We start from the raw sequence: 17,625 nt of genomic DNA, 5'->3' as shown, positions 1-17,625 counted from the left end.
AGTCTTAATTAAAGTAGCAGTTCGGTAACATATATACTTCAAGAAAATAAGGATCAATTAGAATCATAATAAACTATGCAAAACAAATTATTGCATATATCATTACATATCAATAATTTACAATCAAACAACAAGCAAAACCATATGGTACAAACCCATATATCGATTACCAGAAAATAAGCCATGTCGAATTATCGTTTTGAATAACAACGTTCCTCAGATTTCTCTTTATTATCAGCCATCTAAAAAAGACAGTATCATAGATATTAGCAAACAAGACTGGAAAATCAGCTACAACCTTGGGAATAGCTGGAACAAAGTAAAAAGGAATAAAAGAAAGAATAGCTCTTTGTATAAAGTAGATATCACAATATATCCGGAATTATCACTAAAAAATCTGGTAATAACGCAAATCTATCAGGTACTTTTCAATTTATCACCTGCGATAGAAGTCTCGTTATGGAAAGGGATGAAGTTCACCGCTCAAATGGTAATCCCAGTATACAATGACGGATATACCAGTAGATACAATAAAGTGCATCCGGGTTTCCTCGGACTATCACAGACGGTCCGTTTACCTTATAATTTATGGGCAACACTGAACGTAGGTAATTTTAATAATAGCCGATATGGCATTGATTTTAATCTGATTCATCATTTCAACGACGAGCGTTTCAGTGTAGAAGGACGTATCGGATATACCGGAACCGGATATTGGGAAGGTTTCACCATGCACTACGGTACAAAGATGCGTACAATATGGTCATTGGGAGGAAGTTTTTATTGGCCTCGCTATAATGTAGAACTAAATGCAAGAGTAGAGCAATATCTACTGCAAGAAAAGGCGGTCAGGATAGAAGCAATCCGACATTTTCGTTATGCCTCTATCGGCTTTTATGCCATGAAAGCCAAGAATGTGAAAGCCAATGGAGGCTTCCGCTTCCAGATAGCCTTGCCTCCTTACCGATATAAACGTAAAGGATATATTCCCCGGATGACCCCCTCCAACAATATGGGAATGTCCTATAATGCGGGAAATGAACAATATTACTATAAAACCTATCGGCCGACACCCGATGATAACATAATGAAGAACAATAGTTTTAATCCATATTTTGTAAAATCTGAGTTATTAAATTTTTAATTTTATTGAGATGAACATGAAAAGTAAACTTTTCGGTAGTAGCGCTAAGTTAGCGTTAACCCTGTTAGCAATGTGCGGTATGTTCGCAAGTTGCTACGAAAAAGATGAGATTGATGTACCTAAAGTGACCGAGCCTACAGCAACAACGTATCAAGTTGCAGGTATTGTTACAGATGCTGAAAGCAATGCTGTAATGGAAGGCGTCACAGTAACCAATGTCACAAACTCAAAGTCAATGACCACCGCCGCAGATGGTAAGTATGCTTTGGAAGCTAAAGTAGGAGAAACCAACGTAGTAACTTTTGCAAAAAGCGGCTACATGACAGTGACAAGCTCTGTATTTGTTACAAAGCAAGAGAATGGTTCTATCGTAGCTTACACAATCGACGCTAAGATGGAAAAAGGTAGTGAAACTAAACCGACAAAGGATGTAGAGTACCAGATCGAAGGTTCTGTATTCGATGCTGAAAGCGGTGATGCCGTTACTATCCAGACAGCAACGATCCCGGGTGTACTTACAGCTACTATTGATGGTAACAAGTTCACAATGTCAAACGTAAGCTTAGGCCAGCACACTGTATACATTACAGCTGACGGATACAAACCAACTTCTGCAAGTGTTGTTATCAGCGAAGTAGCAGGTCCAGAAGGTGAAGGCGTTTACACTGTAACAACTCCGGTAACTATTGCTATGCAGAAGAAAGAAGTAGAGGTTGCTCCGAAATACTATCTGTCTGGAAACGTTTACAACCAGGATGGTGGTATGGTAACTAAAGCCGAAGTGACACTGAGCATGACAGGTTATGAAACTGTAACTACTGCTTCTAATGGTTTCTACAGATTCGAAATTCCGGCAGACAAAGTGAAAGGCTTGACTAAAGCAAGTGTAACGATCCGTCACAACAGTTATAAGCTTTATGTTTATACTGCATTCATTGCACCGGTAGACAATGGCCAGGTTTCTAATACAACTGTTAATGTTACGCTGATTCTAAAACCGGATACTGAAAAACCGGCTGATGACGATAATGTATTCATCGGTGGAAATGTAGATATTGAACTTCCGACAGAAAATGCTGTTGAAGCTGTCCCTGAGAAAGAAGAAGGTCAGAAAGTACCATCCAAAACCGCTGTAGAAGAATCAATCAATAAGGTATTGGAAGCTGCCGGTTCTGAAATCAAAATCACTCCGGCTCAGGCAGAACAAGTGGTTAACACTATGGAGAAATACATCGCTAACGGAACTTTGACTGAAGTTGACAAGATTGCTGTTCTCCCGATTGAAAAAGAAACTACCTTCAAACTGGAATCTAAAGTGATTGATACGAACAAGGATACAGAAGAAACTGTTATCGACGAAATCGTTCTTCCTGCTAACACGGTAGTGATCTTCACCAGTGGTGTAGCAAGCACTCTGAACATCAGCCGTACTGACGAAGGTAAAGAAGGAGCTGCTATCCGCGAATACGAAGGTACTCCGACAGGAACAATCTTCGTGACTCCGATGGAAGTGAAATTTACACCTACTGTTGTCGTAGCACAGGGAGAAACTCCTGAAGTTGCACTGGCTACTCTTTACTTCAACGAAAAAACGAATGTTTGGGAAGCTGAAGAAAACTACGCCACCTTCCAGAATGGCGCATTCGTTGGTAACGTTCACCACTTCTCTAAGTTCAAATTCGGTTTTGAAGAAGCTACCAGCAAAGCTACAGCAGAAGCTGCATTGGATATAATGTCATTCGATAAAGCATGCTATACTGAAGGCGAAACTGCCAAAGTTCAGATTGAAATCAACTGGAAAGGTGGCATCAAGTGCGTAGGCGGTGCTTCTGTAGAAGAAATCGTTAAGAAAGCCCACTCTACTCTGACATCAACTACTATCAAGATGATTGCCAGCGCTCTGGAAGAAGCTATCAAAGACGACAACGCAAATGTTGTTCCGGGTGCAGAATTCACTGCTAAGAAATTCACTGAAACCATCGAAGTTCCTGCATATACTCAGTTGCTTGGATTTAAGGTAACAAGAAACGAAATCCAGACTACTTATTCACTACCGTTCGCTATCTATAACAAAGCAACTAAGGCTATCGAAAAGAAAACAGCTGAAGTAACAATCAGCAAGGTGTCTTCAGTAGTTGTGAATACTGTAGAAGCTATTGGACATGGTCACGGTCATGGTCACGGTAACGATTTGAATGCCGGTGGCGGTATTATCATTTCTGAATAACCGGAAAAATAAATGTAGTAATTGAAATTTGAATCGAAAGCATAGAGAATGTATACAATAAATTTAAAACGGATCTATATCGTGTCGCTATTTATAGCTATACCCTTTATGCTTTCGGCTCAATTGAGTTATGGTACAACAGGATTGCTGCATGCACCTTCGGCAGAAATGCAAAAAGACAAAACGGTAATGCTGGGTGCCAACTTTTTAAACAAGGAGATAACTCCTCCGACATGGTACTACCATACGTATAATTACTATCTGAATGTAACCATTCTGCCCTGGATGGAAGTGGCATATACTTGCACCTTGTTCAAGGCGGAGGCTCTTGGATTGAAACCTTATGGTTACTCAGGTTTTACGAATCAAGACCGGTATTTTTCTCTTAGGCTACGTGCACTGAAAGAAGGACAATTCTGGAAATACATGCCCGCTGTAGTGCTGGGAACTTCTGATCCTTTTACCTCTTCCGGTGACGGTGTCGTCGCTCCGACCGAAGGTAACGGATATTTCAGCCGTTTCTACATTGCAGTAACCAAACATATCCAACTGGGAACAGAGAATGTGGGAGTACACCTCTCCTATCTCTATAACAAAAGGATAGAATATAAACTGAATGGAATAGCGGCAGGTATCACTTATAATCCGTCTTTCCATCCGCAACTGAGACTGATTGCCGAATATGATTCGAAGGATTTTGCGTTAGGTGCTACCTATTTGCTTTTCAACCATCTGTACGCACAAGTAGAGTTACAAAGAATGAAATACTTCACGGGAGGATTAACATTCCAATTCCGCTTATCCGGCAAAGATGGAATAAAAAAGCAAAAACGAAACAAAGAGTTAAAACAAAAAATGAAATAACATGAAAAGTAGAATAGCAATATTGTCTTTACTGTTGACAGGCGCAGCCATCTCCGCCTCAGCCCAGACTAAAGAGCATTATTATAGCGAGAAAGCTAAAGATAATATCTTTATCAGTGTGGGTGTGGGAGCACAGGGATGTGTAAACCCTGACAACTTTGATTATGGCTTCGGACATGCCATAACTCCGCTGATCCATGCATCAGTCGGTAAACTGTTCAACCCTATCTGGGGTATCCGCGGTCAGGTAGCCGGATGCTGGAGCACATTATACTCCGAATACGGCATGCCGGAAGGAGAATATAACAAAATGAAGAATAAAAAGTACTTCACCTTGCGTGCCGACGGATTGTTCAATTTGTCAAATGCCATCGGAGGCTACAACCCCGACCGTTTGTTCACCGTATCAGTGTTTGCCGGTCCGGGACTTACGTTTGCCAAGGCTTATGGTAACCAGGATAAACTGGATGCACTGATTAATGGTTCTGTTGGTCTGATGGGACAATTCAACATCAACAAATATCTGGACATTAATGTAGAGGCAAGAGGAGAAGTTTCCCCTTCCGTATTCGGACGCTATAGCTCTGCCCATACGGATGGCGCTGTTTCTCTGACAGCAGGTGTTACTTACACATTCGGAGGTAAGAGATTCGTATCTTGTGGTGCCCAGGTAGACCAAAGTGCTATTAACGAAGAGTTGAATCGTTACAGAAGTGAATTGTCAAAAGCTCAGTCTGACTTGGCTGATGCTAAGAACGCACTGGCTAACGTGAAACCTGTAACAAAAGAAGTTGTGAAAGAAGTTGAAGTAGCCGGTCCTCGTGCTGTTTTCTTCCAGATTGGCAAATCTAAAATCGATGACTACGGCATGGTTAACATCCAATTGGCAGCTAAGATCCTGAAGGCTAATCCGGATAAGAAATACAAAGTGGCAGGCTATGCAGATGAAGCTACCGGTAGTGCCAAGTGGAACCAGAAACTATCTGAAGCACGTGCCCAAGCTGTATATGACGCTCTTATCAAAGAAGGCGTAAGCAAAGATCAACTGGAACTCATCGGTTTCGGCGGAACTGCCAACATGTTTGGCAAGAACTTCCTGAACCGTGTTGTAATTTTAGAATAATAGGGTTTCGATTTCCTAATAGAGCGGGAAACAAATTGCTCTATACTTTGAAAAGGTACGTCGCTGAGACGTACCTTTTTTCTTGCCTTGTCAAGTCATGACTCCCCGCTCCGGAATATTTTCTTCCAATGTAAACTAACAAAAAAAGATGTGTCCATTATTCATGAACACATCTTCGCTTATCCTTTTCGTCTGACAGAGTCCTAATATACTAACTTCACATTGTCAATATAGAGCGAGTTTCCGGGCGATCCGATATATGCACCACCATGACTGGACGTAAACTGAAGTACCATATGTGTCGGTACATCGTCAGCTTCTCCCCATGCCACTTCATGGATTGGAACACTCTCCCCCTTACTGTTCACCGTAAAATACTCAGAAGCCTGAAGACGCATCATATGAGCCTTATACGCCGGATTATTGGTGATATCACCATACATAATATTATAGGTAGCACCATTTTTCCAATCAGTCGAATGATAATAATAGTTCACCATTGTCCCGATACGTTTGGCATATACATTCCCTTTGGCATCTTCCCAACGTTTCTGCAACAACAAAATAACAGCAGGGAAATCCTTGCCCGGTACGTCTGTTATCTTACTGAATCCCGTCGCCCGTATGCGGTTTTCACGATCGGACATTTTCACTTTATAGTCAAACTGGATAGCTGACGGACGTTCGGTAAACGGCACTCCCATCTGTAACATTTTATTGGGATTCTTAGTGCTTTTAATCGGTTCATGTACTGTCCCGAGAAACATAGATCCTGCCGCCAGAACTGTAATATCTACAATTCCGAGCACTTTCACACTCTCCATACGGGTATCCAGACGTGCACAAAAACCATCTCCTCTTGCTTCAGGAAACACCGAAGTATTGGTCTTCGTAATCCCTGACACACGTGCCATAACGTTAGAAGTAGCCCATGGAGACCCTCCTTTATTCGTATAAGGTTTCGCACCTACGATGGTTTCGGTAGGTCCAATGGCATATACTTTCTTGGTATTTCCGCCAATAATACCCGATTCTTTTATCTCACGTGTCACCCACTGATCCATATTCCCAAAAGGAAATATCTCCACCTTCTGCTGCGCCACAGCAGAAGCAGAACACAAAGTTACCAGACCTGCCACCCATAAGCGATATGTCTTCTGAATCATTTTTCCTCCTTTCTTTTATAAACTATAATCCCATTGCTTCAGTGCAAAATCCCAATGATCCTGCACCAGCTGAACAGTACGGTCATCATACTTATATTTGTTTTTCTTATATCCTTTTTTACCTCCCACATACTTTTCTATTGCACCACGTGCTTCGGAGAATCCGGGAATATCCAAAGCATGGTAAATATTCTCAGTCATTCCCATAGCGTCTGCCTCAAAATCCTCAAATTTCACTTCCATCAGGTTTCCCTTGGGAATGAACTGCTTATCAGCTTCATATTTATGGTACAATTTAGCATAAATGGAAAGAATATTGTCCTCCAACTCGGCTGGAGTAATATCCTGTAATTTCAATGGCTGAATCGTATTGGTAAAGAAACTCCGTGTAGATTCAAAGACTGTATACGGATTGCGCATCAGATAAACAAACTTCGCATTGGGGAACATTTTTACCAGCTCCTTCACCCGTCCTGTATGAGGGGGATTCTTACTGAGAAACTGGGTACCTTGCGTATTCCATAAAGAAATCTTGATCAACTTGGTAAATGTCTCCTCAAAAACCTTCAGTTCAGCTTCGCTGATATCATCAAAAAGCAAATATTTATCAGCATATTCTTGCTGGTATTTGGGTAGGAACCAGAAATTATAGTAGGTATAAGGCATCATATTGGCAAGTGCGAACTCTTCTTCCTGCGGTAAATCGACGGCCAGTTCCATATTATCCGTCGGACGCTTATCCGGCATGAGCCAACTCATATTTTTCTTGAAGAACGGCTGGCCCCACATCATTAAATGTGGAAATACGGTTTGATAAGTCGTGTTATAGCCGAAATGTGTATCACATGAAAAAACATTGTGTACAAAAGTAGTTCCACTACGCCAGTGACCAAGAATAAAAACCGGATCATGCTCTAATGGTTTATCTGCCAGTATCTTCTCATAACGTTTATCCTGAAGAGGAGCCAATGTAGACAGTAAACGGCAAACAGCCTTTGTCAGACGATATTTACCTTTATAGGGCGCGTCGACCTCCCTTCCTCCCGTAATAGCATTAAATGTTTGCCAGTCTGCACCTACCAGAGTATTTATCGGAAGTTTATTAAATTCAAGTAATCCCATAATAATGTGTTAGTTGTTAATGTGTCAACAGACCGTAACCAGCCTGTCGGCACATCGAATCATTATTTACTTTTCTATTCTGACTTCGAACCCTTGTTCACTCAGCGATTTCACAGCCTTTTCAATCGCTTCATAATGCTCAGTCGTTATGCCCAGTTTTGGCAGGTTCAGAACCGGAAGATCGTCAGAAGCATTCATGTCTTTCCTTTCAACCCGATCAATAATCATCCCCACAGCACTGGTATTATTGGTAATCGGATCAATCAGGATGAACGAGCCACACGATTTATTCTTCTGATACGGATCAAAGAACAACTCTTTGGCAGTAGTAAACACCACACGTGCTATTTCGTTCAAAGAAAGGAAAGGAACAGATGAATGTTCCATCGTATTGACATCCACTTTATACTTAATGCTATCAATACGGGTACGGCTAACGTTCGTTGTCTGTTTGATAAAGAACGATTTATTGACATCCATCGGTTCTTCATCCATCCACACCAACATCGCTTCAAAATTACGGTCTACAATAGGCAGGTTGTCCGGATGAACCAACATTTCTCCTCTCGATACATCTATTTCATCTTCAAGTGTCAGTGTAACCGACTGTGGAGGAAAAGCATACTCCTGTTCACCATCAAAAGTAACGATACTCTTCACATGAGATACCTTACCAGAAGGCAAAGCCATTACTTTGTCTCCCTTGCGTATGATGCCAGATGCCACCTTACCACAGAATCCCCTGAAGTCAAGGTTCGGACGAAGTACATACTGTATCGGAAAGCGGAAATCACTAAAGTTATTATCGCTGTCGATATGGACTGTTTCCAGAAAATCGAGCAATGAAAGTCCTTCATACCACGGAGTTCTTTCCGACTTATCCACCACATTGTCCCCATCGAGTGCGGACAGTGGGATACAAGTCACGTCGGGAATCCCCAAGGGAGCTACAAATTTCTTATACTCTGCTACAATCTCATTAAAGCGCTCTTCCGAAAAATCTACCAGGTCCATCTTGTTGACAGCCAACACTACATGCTTGATTCCCAACAGAGATACCAGAAATGTATGACGTCTTGTCTGAGTGATCACTCCCATGCGGGCATCTACCAGAATAATAGCCAGATTGGCCGTAGAACCACCAGTTATCATATTACGGGTATACTGTTCGTGCCCCGGAGTATCAGCAATGATAAATTTACGGTTATTGGTAGAAAAGTAGCGATAAGCTACATCAATCGTAATGCCCTGTTCACGCTCTGCTTTCAAACCATCCAGCAACAGAGCGTAATCAATGTGCTCTCCTGCATTACCCAACCGTTTACTATCGCGTTCCAGCGCATCGAGCTGATCTTCATACAATTTCTTGCTATCGAACAGCAAACGCCCGATCAATGTAGACTTTCCGTCGTCTACCGAACCTGCCGTCAACAGACGCAGCAAATCTTTCTGTTCGTCTTTATCCAGAAATGCTTTTATATCTAATTTATCTGCCATAGTTGTAATATTTAAAAATATCCTTCGCGTTTCTTCTGTTCCATGCTACCTTCCTGGTCGAAGTCGATAACGCGGGTCGTACGTTCGCTCTTGGTAGTAGTCATCATCTCTTCCACAATCTTCTCAATGGTGTCGGCTTCGCTCTCGACAGCACCTGTCAACGGCCAGCACCCCAACGTACGGAAACGTACCATTTTCATCTCGATCTGATCACGATATTTCTCTGGTAGACGCTCATCATCAGCCATAATCAGATTTCCGTCCATCTGCACCACAGGACGCTCCTTGGCATAATACAATGGTACAATCGGAATATTCTCCAAGCGAATGTATTGCCAGATATCCAGCTCAGTCCAGTTACTCAACGGGAACACGCGTATACTTTCACCCTTATGTACACGGGCATTGTAGATATCCCACAATTCGGGACGCTGGTTTTTGGGATCCCATTGATGAAACTTATCACGAAAAGAGAATATGCGCTCTTTGGCACGTGATTTTTCTTCATCACGACGGGCACCGCCAAATGCGGCATCAAATTTATATTTATCGAATGCACGCAACAAAGCTTGTGTTTTCATCAGGTCGGTATGTACCTTACTTCCATGTGTAAACGGTCCTACTCCCGCATGAAAAGCTTCCATATTACTTTCCACAATCAGATTCCAACCATACTTTTTAGCATATTCATCACGGAACTGAATCATTTCCTTAAATTTCCATTTAGAATCGATGTGCATTAAAGGAAACGGCACCTTGCCCGGATAGAAAGCTTTTTCGGCAAGGCGTACCATAACCGAAGAATCCTTCCCGATGCTATACAGCATGACCGGATTCTCAAACTCCGCCGCCACTTCGCGGATGATATGGATGGACTCGGCTTCGAGTTCTTTCAAGTGGCTTAACTTATATTCTTCTTTCATTGTTATGATTATTTCTTCATCTATATTTTATTCATGTCTGCTTACCCGAGGCAACACAATTTCCAGCAATCGATTGACAGATTCCTCAAGTGACAGTACGGAAGTGTCAAGTGACAAAGCCGGATGTTCGGGAGCTTCGAAAGGGGCAGATATCCCGGTAAAGTTTTTTATTTCTCCCCGACGCGCTTTGGCATACAATCCCTTTACGTCCCGCTTTTCACATTCGGCGAGCGGAGTGCTGACAAATATTTCCAGAAAGTCATCCGGTCCGACAATGCAGGCAGCCATCTCACGGATATCGTTGTTGGGGCTGATGAAAGCAGCAATTGTAATAATGCCTGTATCAATAAAAAGTTTCGAAACCTCGGCGATACGGCGTATGTTTTCTACCCGGTCAGTTTCGGAAAAACCCAGATTATTGTTGATACCTGTACGGATGTTATCTCCATCCAGGATACGGCACAACAATCCACGTTTATGCAATTCGCGTTCCAAAGCAATTGCAATCGTACTTTTGCCCGATCCGCTCAGACCGGTAAACCAAATCATCACGCCATGCTGCCTCAGGAGTCCTTCTTTATCCTGCCGGGTCAGCATCCGGTCGAATATTGGATATATGTTATTATTTTCTTCCATTATAATATGTTAGATGTTGTTTCAGTCATTAAAACGGCCAGATTAAAGGAATCAGGAAAATAGAAATCAGGAATGTTATAAGATTTAAAGGTAATCCGATACGGACAAAATCCATAAACTTATAGTTACCGATACCTTGTACGATCAGGTTAGTCTGATAACCAATCGGTGTAGAGAAACTGGCCGATGCAGCCATACAAATGACCACAAAAAACGGCATCGGATCGACTCCCAACTGGGTTGAAAGCGACAAAGCCAACGGAAAAGCCAATGCAGCAGCCGCATTGTTTGTAATCAGTTCCGTAAACAGATTGGTAATAATAAATAAAACTGCCAGCAATACATGGGGACCGTAATCATCGCTCATGCCAATTATAAACTCTGCCACCTTATCAGCCACTCCCGAGTTCACCATTGCTTTACTGATGGCAAAAGCACAAGCGATCGTAATCAAAATATCCCACGAAATATATTTAGTGTACTTACGTGCCGGGAAGATTTTAGTCCAGGCCATGATAATAGTAGTAACGGAAACAAAGAAAAACATATCCAGTTTCATGTCCGGAAACATTTCCTTCACTATTGGAAGTTCTCCGACAGTAGCACCTGCTATCATCAGAATCAACAGAATCAATGCAAACCAGCGTTTCCCTTTTCCCGGTACAGGTTCGTTATCATTGCCGTTGGCCAATAGCACAAACACGGAAGATTCTCCCCAAGTAGGAATAAATGTATCATCTGCCATTACTACCAATGTATCACCTTCACGCAAAACAACCTCTTCCAGGTTATTGACGAACCGCTGTCCGTTGCGTTTCTTAATTTCTTTGACCTCAGCACCATAATGACGCTTGAAATTAAACTCACCCAACGTTTTATTAATACCCGGAAAACGGGCTCCAAGCACCGCTTCTACTCGGTGGAGTTTATCCCCTTCTTCTATCTCTTCATCAGGTACGGCCGTATCGGGACGTGCATCAGGAAGCAACTTTTTAGAAAAAGCAAACAGATAAATGATGCCGGCAATTGCAATAAAGATCCCCACTTTACCCAATTCGAACATCGTAAATCCTTCATGTCCGGATTCCAGTATCATTCCGTGCACAACCAAGTTGGTAGACGTACCGATCAAAGTACAAATACCTCCCAATATAGTCACATACGAAAGAGGAATTAAGAATTTGGTAGCAGGTAAGTGGACCGTACGAGCCCATCGTTTAATGATTGGAGCAAAAATAACGACAACCGGGGTATTATTCAAAAAAGCCGAAATAAAGGCAACGGAAGGTAATAAACGCAATTGTGCCCTGAATACCGTCGTTCGCTTCTGAGGAAGCAACTTTTTAATGACCTGCCCCAATGCTCCCGACTGACGAATACCCTCGCTTACCAAAAAAAGCAGGGCTACGGTTATCATCCCCTTATTACTGAATCCCTCGAGCATCTCCTTCGGAGTCAGAATCCCCACACAGAGAAACAGCACCACTACTGAAAAAAGTATCATGCCGGGACGCATCTTGTCCAGAATCAAAGCAATAACCATCCCCAATAAGGATAATAACACAAACGCAATTTCAAATGTCATAAACGCAAACAATTAGTGGTTTATCTTCTCTTCTCAACAATAAACCAGGGATTCAGCAAATCTTCTTTATTATACTGCAAGGGAACATCTTTATCCGCCTGATAAACCTCCATTCCCGCAGCACGTGCTATGGCATGCCCGGCAGCGGTATCCCACTCCATAGTAGGAGCAAAACGAGGATAAACATCCGCTTTACCTTCGGCAACCAAACATATTTTAATAGAACTGCCACTGGATATCAACTCCACATCGCCGTGCTTCTGCTTCAATACTTCAATGTATGCGTCTGTCTCCGGAGTGAGATGTGAACGGGAAGCGACAACCACAAATCGATTTTGCCGACCGGCCTGTGGTAACCGTTCGGAAGCAGCAATCAATTTATCAAGTGTAGCATTATCCTCTAAAGCCGTAATATCGGATAATTTATAAGCACCGGTCTCTTCACCCGCAAAATAGAGTTCTTTTTTCACCGGCAGATAAATAACTCCGATAATAGGAACTCCTGCTTTCACCAAAGCTATGTTCACCGTAAATTCACCGTTTCGCTTGATAAACTCTTTCGTACCATCCAAAGGATCGACAATCCACAACATTTCCCACTTACGACGGGTATCGTAATCCAGGTGTCTCCCCTCTTCGCTCAAAACAGGAAAAGGTGTTTCATTCAAAATAGTGGAAATTATTATATGTGCTTTCCGGTCAGCAATGGTCAAAGGAGAATTATCAGCTTTCCGCTCTATTTCGAAGTCCGAAGCCGGATCAGTATAAATAGACAATATCTCCTCACCAGCTTTCAGGGCTGCATCAACAGCGATAAATAAGTATTTATGTTCCATTTTATTACGCAATTAAAACCTTGTTTCCGACAAGGCGTAGAATCCCCAAGTAAATAGAGATACAAAAGTAAAAACTTTATCTCTTTAAAAAGTTTTTAAATAGCTAATTATAACTTCTTTTAGTAGAAACCGGCAAAACTCTAAAAAACCTTTCATTTCAAAAATATATTCAGGTATATCTTTAAATTTTCATATGGCACAGACAACGCAAACAAAGAAGAGGTGTACCGAAACTCACCACAGAGGACACTGAGCGACACAAAGAAAAGACCAAGCCATTGATTATCAATATTGATAATCTATAAAAATTGATATAATCTGTGGTAAAAAGACTTTTGACACACACAAACAGTTCCTCTGAGGAAGGGCACAAATTAACATTGTTAATTCCTCTTTTGTATCATTGGCTTTCCACTCCTAAACAACAAGACTTTTGCATTTAAAAGATTTGTTGTTTATCCACAAAAGACTTGACTTAACACTATGTTAAACCGAACCCTTTACAAGCTTAAAACAAACAGCTTTAAAACATTGGTTATAAACAAAATAACATAGCACAAGCCTCTTCATATAAAACATCTTCTTACTATAGTCCCGGAGAAGATAATTACTATTTAAACAAATAGAAACTCTTCCATCTAAATATACAAAAATAATCAACACTAATTATACAGTCTAAAAAGATGATTTACATAAAGAGTTCGTAAGCTTCTTGTGAGTATTATACTTTTTTAATAACTTCACGCCGTATCATGCGAAGATTATCAAAACCAGCCTATTTTAAGATTGAAAATCAAAAAGGAAACACCAATAATTGATTATAAAAAACTACCACAATGAAGAGAAGTATTATTTTGCTATTTATTAGCCTGTTCCTATCCTCGTTATGCATGAAAGCACATCAGCCAGAATTCTCCACCGCAGGATTTTTCCGATTGGCAGATTCAGGTCGGAATGTCTATTCCATGAATCCTGCATGGCGTTTTTACAAAGGAAATTGCACAGGTGCCGAAGCCGTTAATTTCGATGACCGATCATGGACGGTAGTTTCCTTGCCCCATGGTATCGAATACCTGCCCACTGAAGCCAGCGGCTGTATTAATTATCAAGGTGAAGTCTGGTATCGCAAACACTTCACACCGGATGAAACTTTGAAAGGCAAAAAATTATTCCTGCACTTTGAAGCCATCATGGGTAAAAGTAAAATATATGTCAACGGCAAACTACTCTCCGAACACTTTGGAGGTTATCTGCCGGCAGTTGTCGATGTGACGGATGCCCTGGAATTGGGCCAGGACAACCTGATTGCCGTATGGTCCGACAATAGTAATGACCCTAATTATCCTCCCGGAAAGCAACAGGAAGTGCTGGACTTCACTTATTTCGGAGGAATATACCGGGACTGTTGGCTGGTAGCACATAATCAGGTATTCATTACCGATCCGAATTATGAAAACGAAGAAGCAGGCGGAGGATTATTTGTCGCTTATGACAATGTATCGGACCTCTCGGCCGAAGTATTGCTCAAAATACAGATTCGCAACTCCGGGAAAAAAGCCTTTAAAGGAGTCGTCGAATACGAGCTTCAACAACCGGACGGACAACAAATAGCTTTTCTGAATTCCGTCATTCGTGTCAAATCCGGTAAGGCAGTCAGTTCATCTGATAAGTTGACAGTAAAAAATCCAATGTTATGGAGCCCAGAGACACCTACGTTATATAATCTGATTGTGCGTATTCGTGACGGACAAGGTAACGTAATAGACGGATACCGACGTCGAATTGGAATTCGAAGTATCGAATTCAAGGGAGAAGCCGGGTTCTGGCTGAACGGAAAGCCTTATGAAGCACCGCTGATAGGAGCTAACCGCCACCAGGACTTTGCAATAGTGGGTAATGCAGTCCCAAACAGCATTCACTGGCGGGATGCCAAAAAACTGAGAGATGCCGGAATGAAAGTAATTCGTAATGCACATTGCCCACAAGACCCGGCTTTCATGGATGCTTGTGATGAACTTGGGCTGTTTGTAATTGTCAACACACCGGGCTGGCAATTCTGGAACGATGCTCCCGTCTTTGCGCAACGGGTATACAGCGACATACGGAATATGGTTCGACGAGACCGTAACCATCCCTGCGTATGGATGTGGGAACCAATCCTGAACGAAACCTGGTATCCGGCCGACTTTGCCCAAAATGCGCATGACATAGTAAAAGCAGAATATCCGTATCGATATTGCTACAGCGGATGTGATAGTGAAGCCAAAGGAAAAGAACATTTCCAAATACTTTTCACCCACCCGCTGAATGGAGGTGGAGGAGCTTACTCAACCAACAATATCAAGAAACAGATCACTTACTTCACACGTGAATGGGGCGATAATGTGGATGACTGGAATTCTCACAACTCTCCCAGCCGGGTGGCCCGCAACTGGGGTGAACAAGCCATGCTTATACAAGCGCAACATTATGCTTGCCCACCTTACAAATACACCAGTTATGATGCTTTATACCGTACCCCCCGGCAACATATAGGAGGCTGTTTATGGCATTCGTTCGACCATCAACGCGGTTATCACCCCGATCCGTTCTACGGAGGTATAATGGATGTATTCCGGCAGCCCAAGTATTCTTACTATATGTTTATGTCCCAACGTTCTCCCCGGAAAGATGAGCGTCTTTTCAAAACAGGTCCGATAGTTTACATCGCCCATGAAATGACCCCGTTCTCTGGCAAAGACGTCACGGTTTATTCTAATTGTGACGAAGTGAGACTCACCTATCTCAAAGACGGAAAAACACAAACCTATGTCCGCAATCCGAAAAAAGAAGGAATGCCTTATCCCGTCATTACATTCGAAAATGCATATGACTTCATGAAAGATAAAGCACTTTCACGTCAAGGCAAACAAGCAGACGTTTATTTATTGGCAGAAGGATTGATTGATGGCAAAATAGTTGCTACACATAAAGTATTTCCGGCACGACGTCCCGAAAAACTACTTCTTTGGGTAGATAATGAAGGAGTAGATCTGAAAGCTGACGGTTCTGACTTCGTCACAGTCATAGCTGCCGTTGCCGACAAAAATGGAAACATCAAACGCTTAAACAACTACACCATCAAATTTCAGATAGAAGGTGAAGGACGCATCTTAGGCGGAGCGGACAATTTAGCTAACCCGGCACCGGTCCGCTGGGGAACAGCCCCGATATTAGTCCAGTCAACTTTAAAACCCGGAAAAATAAAAATAACGGCCAGTGTTTTGTTTGAAGGTTCGCAGATGCCAAGCAGTGCCATATTAGAATTGGAGAGTAAACCGGGAGACTTCCCACAGATATACAACCGGGAAGAATCAGCACTTATTCCAAACTTTACAGGACAAAAGGCAGTAAACGCCCCAATCCCAAAATCAGAAGCAGCATTGGAAAAAGAAAGACTGCAGAAAGCTGAAAATGCTGCCAAACTAAAAGAAGTGGAACAACAGCAAGAAGAGTTCGGCGAGAAAAAGTAATCATATCCTTAATTTACTAAAGGAGCTGTTCCTGCTTTTTGGAACAGCTCCTTTTTTCATCATCTGCACCAACAGATATACTTGATGCTCTATACAAAATAGAGAGGGCGGTATTTATGAAGGTCCATCTGCCCTACTTAAACATATCGTTTACATAAAACGAATCATAGTCCTATCTTTTTTGCAATAAAAAATGTATAGCCGTAAAATTCTTTATACTTATGGTATAGCTCTTCTTCAATGGATTGAAGCATACTGAATTCCTCAGCAATTTTATTTCCGGCATATTTATTTAGAAAAATCTTCTGAGCTGCAATTTTGGGAGCAAAATAATGCTCTGTCCAACAATTTTCAGGCAGAATAAATGTAGCAACAGGAAGATAGCCTGCTTTGTGAATTTTGGTTACTTGATTCGGAATCGTATCTATTTCAGGATACGCATCCACCCAAAAGTCATTGATTTCCGCCGGACGTTCGTCTGTAAACCATGAACATTCAGAAACTGCAATATATCCTCCTTTCTTCAAATACTTACGCCACTCATTCAGCCCCCGTTCAAAGCCGATATTATAAATAGCCCCTTCCGACCAAATCAGATCTAACTCTTCATTTCGGAAAGGAAGATCATCCATTGAACCGACAATACCTGTCACCCTGTTTTGCAAGCCCGACTGCCTCGCATTACGATTGAAGATATCAATAAAACCGGAAAGAAAATCAAGCCCTGTAACCTGCCCTGTCACATGACCGGCCAATACCATGGTCTGACCGCCGGTTCCACAGCCGATATCGGCTATAAGGGATTTTTCAGTGAGATTATCTATAAAACTCAATGCCTTTAATGTTACCTCAGGACTTCCGGGGCCCTGTCGTTCCATATTGGAAAAAAAATCGCAGATTAAATTAAGTTCGAAATCGTGAATTGTTTTATTTTCGTTACTCATTATCTTAATGTATTTCGCATACACGAAAAGCATAGTAATACTTTCA

General features: G+C 41.9%; 13 protein-coding genes. 5 read left to right on the top strand and 8 right to left on the bottom strand.

Features of this window, described 5'->3' with window-relative positions; translation table 11 throughout:
* Positions 1-199: 199 nt before the first annotated feature.
* From FDF36_RS17420 to FDF36_RS17405, 4 genes are read left to right on the top strand one after another with little or no spacing between them, the layout of a single operon-like run.
* On the top strand, positions 200-1,144 hold the full coding sequence (locus FDF36_RS17420; RefSeq protein WP_220392210.1) for a hypothetical protein: 945 nt from the start codon (positions 200-202) through the stop codon (positions 1,142-1,144).
* A 10-nt stretch (positions 1,145-1,154) separates the two neighbouring features.
* A complete protein-coding gene (locus FDF36_RS17415; RefSeq protein ID WP_220392209.1) occupies positions 1,155-3,371 on the top strand; it encodes a carboxypeptidase-like regulatory domain-containing protein in 2,217 nt (738 codons plus the stop codon).
* Positions 3,372-3,419: 48 nt separating this feature from the next.
* On the top strand, positions 3,420-4,235 hold the full coding sequence (locus FDF36_RS17410; protein ID WP_220392208.1) for a YjbH domain-containing protein: 816 nt from the start codon (positions 3,420-3,422) through the stop codon (positions 4,233-4,235).
* 1 nt (position 4,236) lies between these two features.
* Positions 4,237-5,358, top strand: coding sequence for an OmpA family protein (locus FDF36_RS17405; protein ID WP_005776459.1), 1,122 nt, complete (start codon positions 4,237-4,239; stop codon positions 5,356-5,358).
* 203 nt (positions 5,359-5,561) lie between these two features.
* Here FDF36_RS17405 and FDF36_RS17400 read toward each other — a convergent pair whose 3' ends face one another.
* The 7 genes from FDF36_RS17400 to cysQ form a co-directional block, all read right to left on the bottom strand.
* Entirely contained in the window at positions 5,562-6,524 is a 963-nt protein-coding gene (locus FDF36_RS17400) for a PCMD domain-containing protein (RefSeq protein WP_220392207.1), read from the bottom strand.
* 15 nt (positions 6,525-6,539) lie between these two features.
* Positions 6,540-7,646, bottom strand: a complete 1,107-nt coding sequence (locus FDF36_RS17395) for a sulfotransferase family protein (protein ID WP_220392206.1) — start codon at positions 7,644-7,646, stop codon at positions 6,540-6,542.
* A gap of 66 nt (positions 7,647-7,712) precedes the next feature.
* Positions 7,713-9,143: a sulfate adenylyltransferase subunit CysN gene (gene cysN / locus FDF36_RS17390; protein WP_220392205.1), complete on the bottom strand. Its 1,431-nt coding sequence runs from the start codon at positions 9,141-9,143 to the stop codon at positions 7,713-7,715.
* Positions 9,144-9,154: 11 nt separating this feature from the next.
* Entirely contained in the window at positions 9,155-10,066 is a 912-nt protein-coding gene (cysD, locus tag FDF36_RS17385) for a sulfate adenylyltransferase subunit CysD (protein WP_220392204.1), read from the bottom strand.
* A gap of 27 nt (positions 10,067-10,093) precedes the next feature.
* Complete coding sequence (gene cysC, locus FDF36_RS17380) at positions 10,094-10,702, bottom strand: adenylyl-sulfate kinase (protein ID WP_220392203.1); 609 nt, start codon at positions 10,700-10,702, stop codon at positions 10,094-10,096.
* A 28-nt stretch (positions 10,703-10,730) separates the two neighbouring features.
* The gene (locus FDF36_RS17375) at positions 10,731-12,287 is read right to left on the bottom strand and encodes an SLC13 family permease (RefSeq protein WP_220392202.1); all 1,557 of its coding nucleotides are present in this window, start codon (positions 12,285-12,287) and stop codon (positions 10,731-10,733) included.
* A gap of 20 nt (positions 12,288-12,307) precedes the next feature.
* Positions 12,308-13,123 (bottom strand): 3'(2'),5'-bisphosphate nucleotidase CysQ, encoded by an 816-nt coding sequence (gene cysQ, locus FDF36_RS17370; protein ID WP_220392201.1) that lies wholly within the window; start codon positions 13,121-13,123, stop codon positions 12,308-12,310.
* Positions 13,124-13,959: 836 nt separating this feature from the next.
* On the opposite strand from cysQ, the gene FDF36_RS17365 reads away from it, so the two are divergent.
* Positions 13,960-16,635 carry a glycoside hydrolase family 2 protein gene (locus tag FDF36_RS17365; protein ID WP_220392200.1) on the top strand — a complete coding sequence of 892 codons (2,676 nt, stop codon included), beginning with the start codon at positions 13,960-13,962 and terminating at the stop codon, positions 16,633-16,635.
* A 164-nt stretch (positions 16,636-16,799) separates the two neighbouring features.
* Here the strand turns inward: FDF36_RS17365 and FDF36_RS17360 are convergent, their stop codons facing one another.
* Positions 16,800-17,612: a class I SAM-dependent methyltransferase gene (locus FDF36_RS17360; protein WP_220392199.1), complete on the bottom strand. Its 813-nt coding sequence runs from the start codon at positions 17,610-17,612 to the stop codon at positions 16,800-16,802.
* Positions 17,613-17,625: the final 13 nt, after the last annotated feature.

It is taken from the genome of Bacteroides fragilis (assembly GCF_019583405.1).
In the GTDB taxonomy this organism is placed as follows: Bacteria; Bacteroidota; Bacteroidia; order Bacteroidales; family Bacteroidaceae; genus Bacteroides; species Bacteroides fragilis_B.
The sequence above is the reverse complement of the archived record's forward strand: the minus strand, read 5'-3'. Positions and strand labels throughout refer to the sequence as shown.

Bases quoted from the DNA above. Each gene is read 5' to 3' on its own strand.
- FDF36_RS17415 (WP_220392209.1), top strand. From the start codon at position 1,155: ATGAACATGAAAAGTAAACTTTTCGGTAGTAGCGCTAAGTTAGCGTTA.
- FDF36_RS17410 (WP_220392208.1), top strand. From the start codon at position 3,420: ATGTATACAATAAATTTAAAACGGATCTATATCGTGTCGCTATTTATA.
- FDF36_RS17405 (WP_005776459.1), top strand. From the start codon at position 4,237: ATGAAAAGTAGAATAGCAATATTGTCTTTACTGTTGACAGGCGCAGCC.
- FDF36_RS17400 (WP_220392207.1), bottom strand. From the start codon at position 6,524: ATGATTCAGAAGACATATCGCTTATGGGTGGCAGGTCTGGTAACTTTG.
- FDF36_RS17395 (WP_220392206.1), bottom strand. From the start codon at position 7,646: ATGGGATTACTTGAATTTAATAAACTTCCGATAAATACTCTGGTAGGT.
- cysN (WP_220392205.1), bottom strand. From the start codon at position 9,143: ATGGCAGATAAATTAGATATAAAAGCATTTCTGGATAAAGACGAACAG.
- cysD (WP_220392204.1), bottom strand. From the start codon at position 10,066: ATGAAAGAAGAATATAAGTTAAGCCACTTGAAAGAACTCGAAGCCGAG.
- cysC (WP_220392203.1), bottom strand. From the start codon at position 10,702: ATGGAAGAAAATAATAACATATATCCAATATTCGACCGGATGCTGACC.
- FDF36_RS17375 (WP_220392202.1), bottom strand. From the start codon at position 12,287: ATGACATTTGAAATTGCGTTTGTGTTATTATCCTTATTGGGGATGGTT.
- cysQ (WP_220392201.1), bottom strand. From the start codon at position 13,123: ATGGAACATAAATACTTATTTATCGCTGTTGATGCAGCCCTGAAAGCT.
- FDF36_RS17365 (WP_220392200.1), top strand. From the start codon at position 13,960: ATGAAGAGAAGTATTATTTTGCTATTTATTAGCCTGTTCCTATCCTCG.
- FDF36_RS17360 (WP_220392199.1), bottom strand. From the start codon at position 17,612: ATGCTTTTCGTGTATGCGAAATACATTAAGATAATGAGTAACGAAAAT.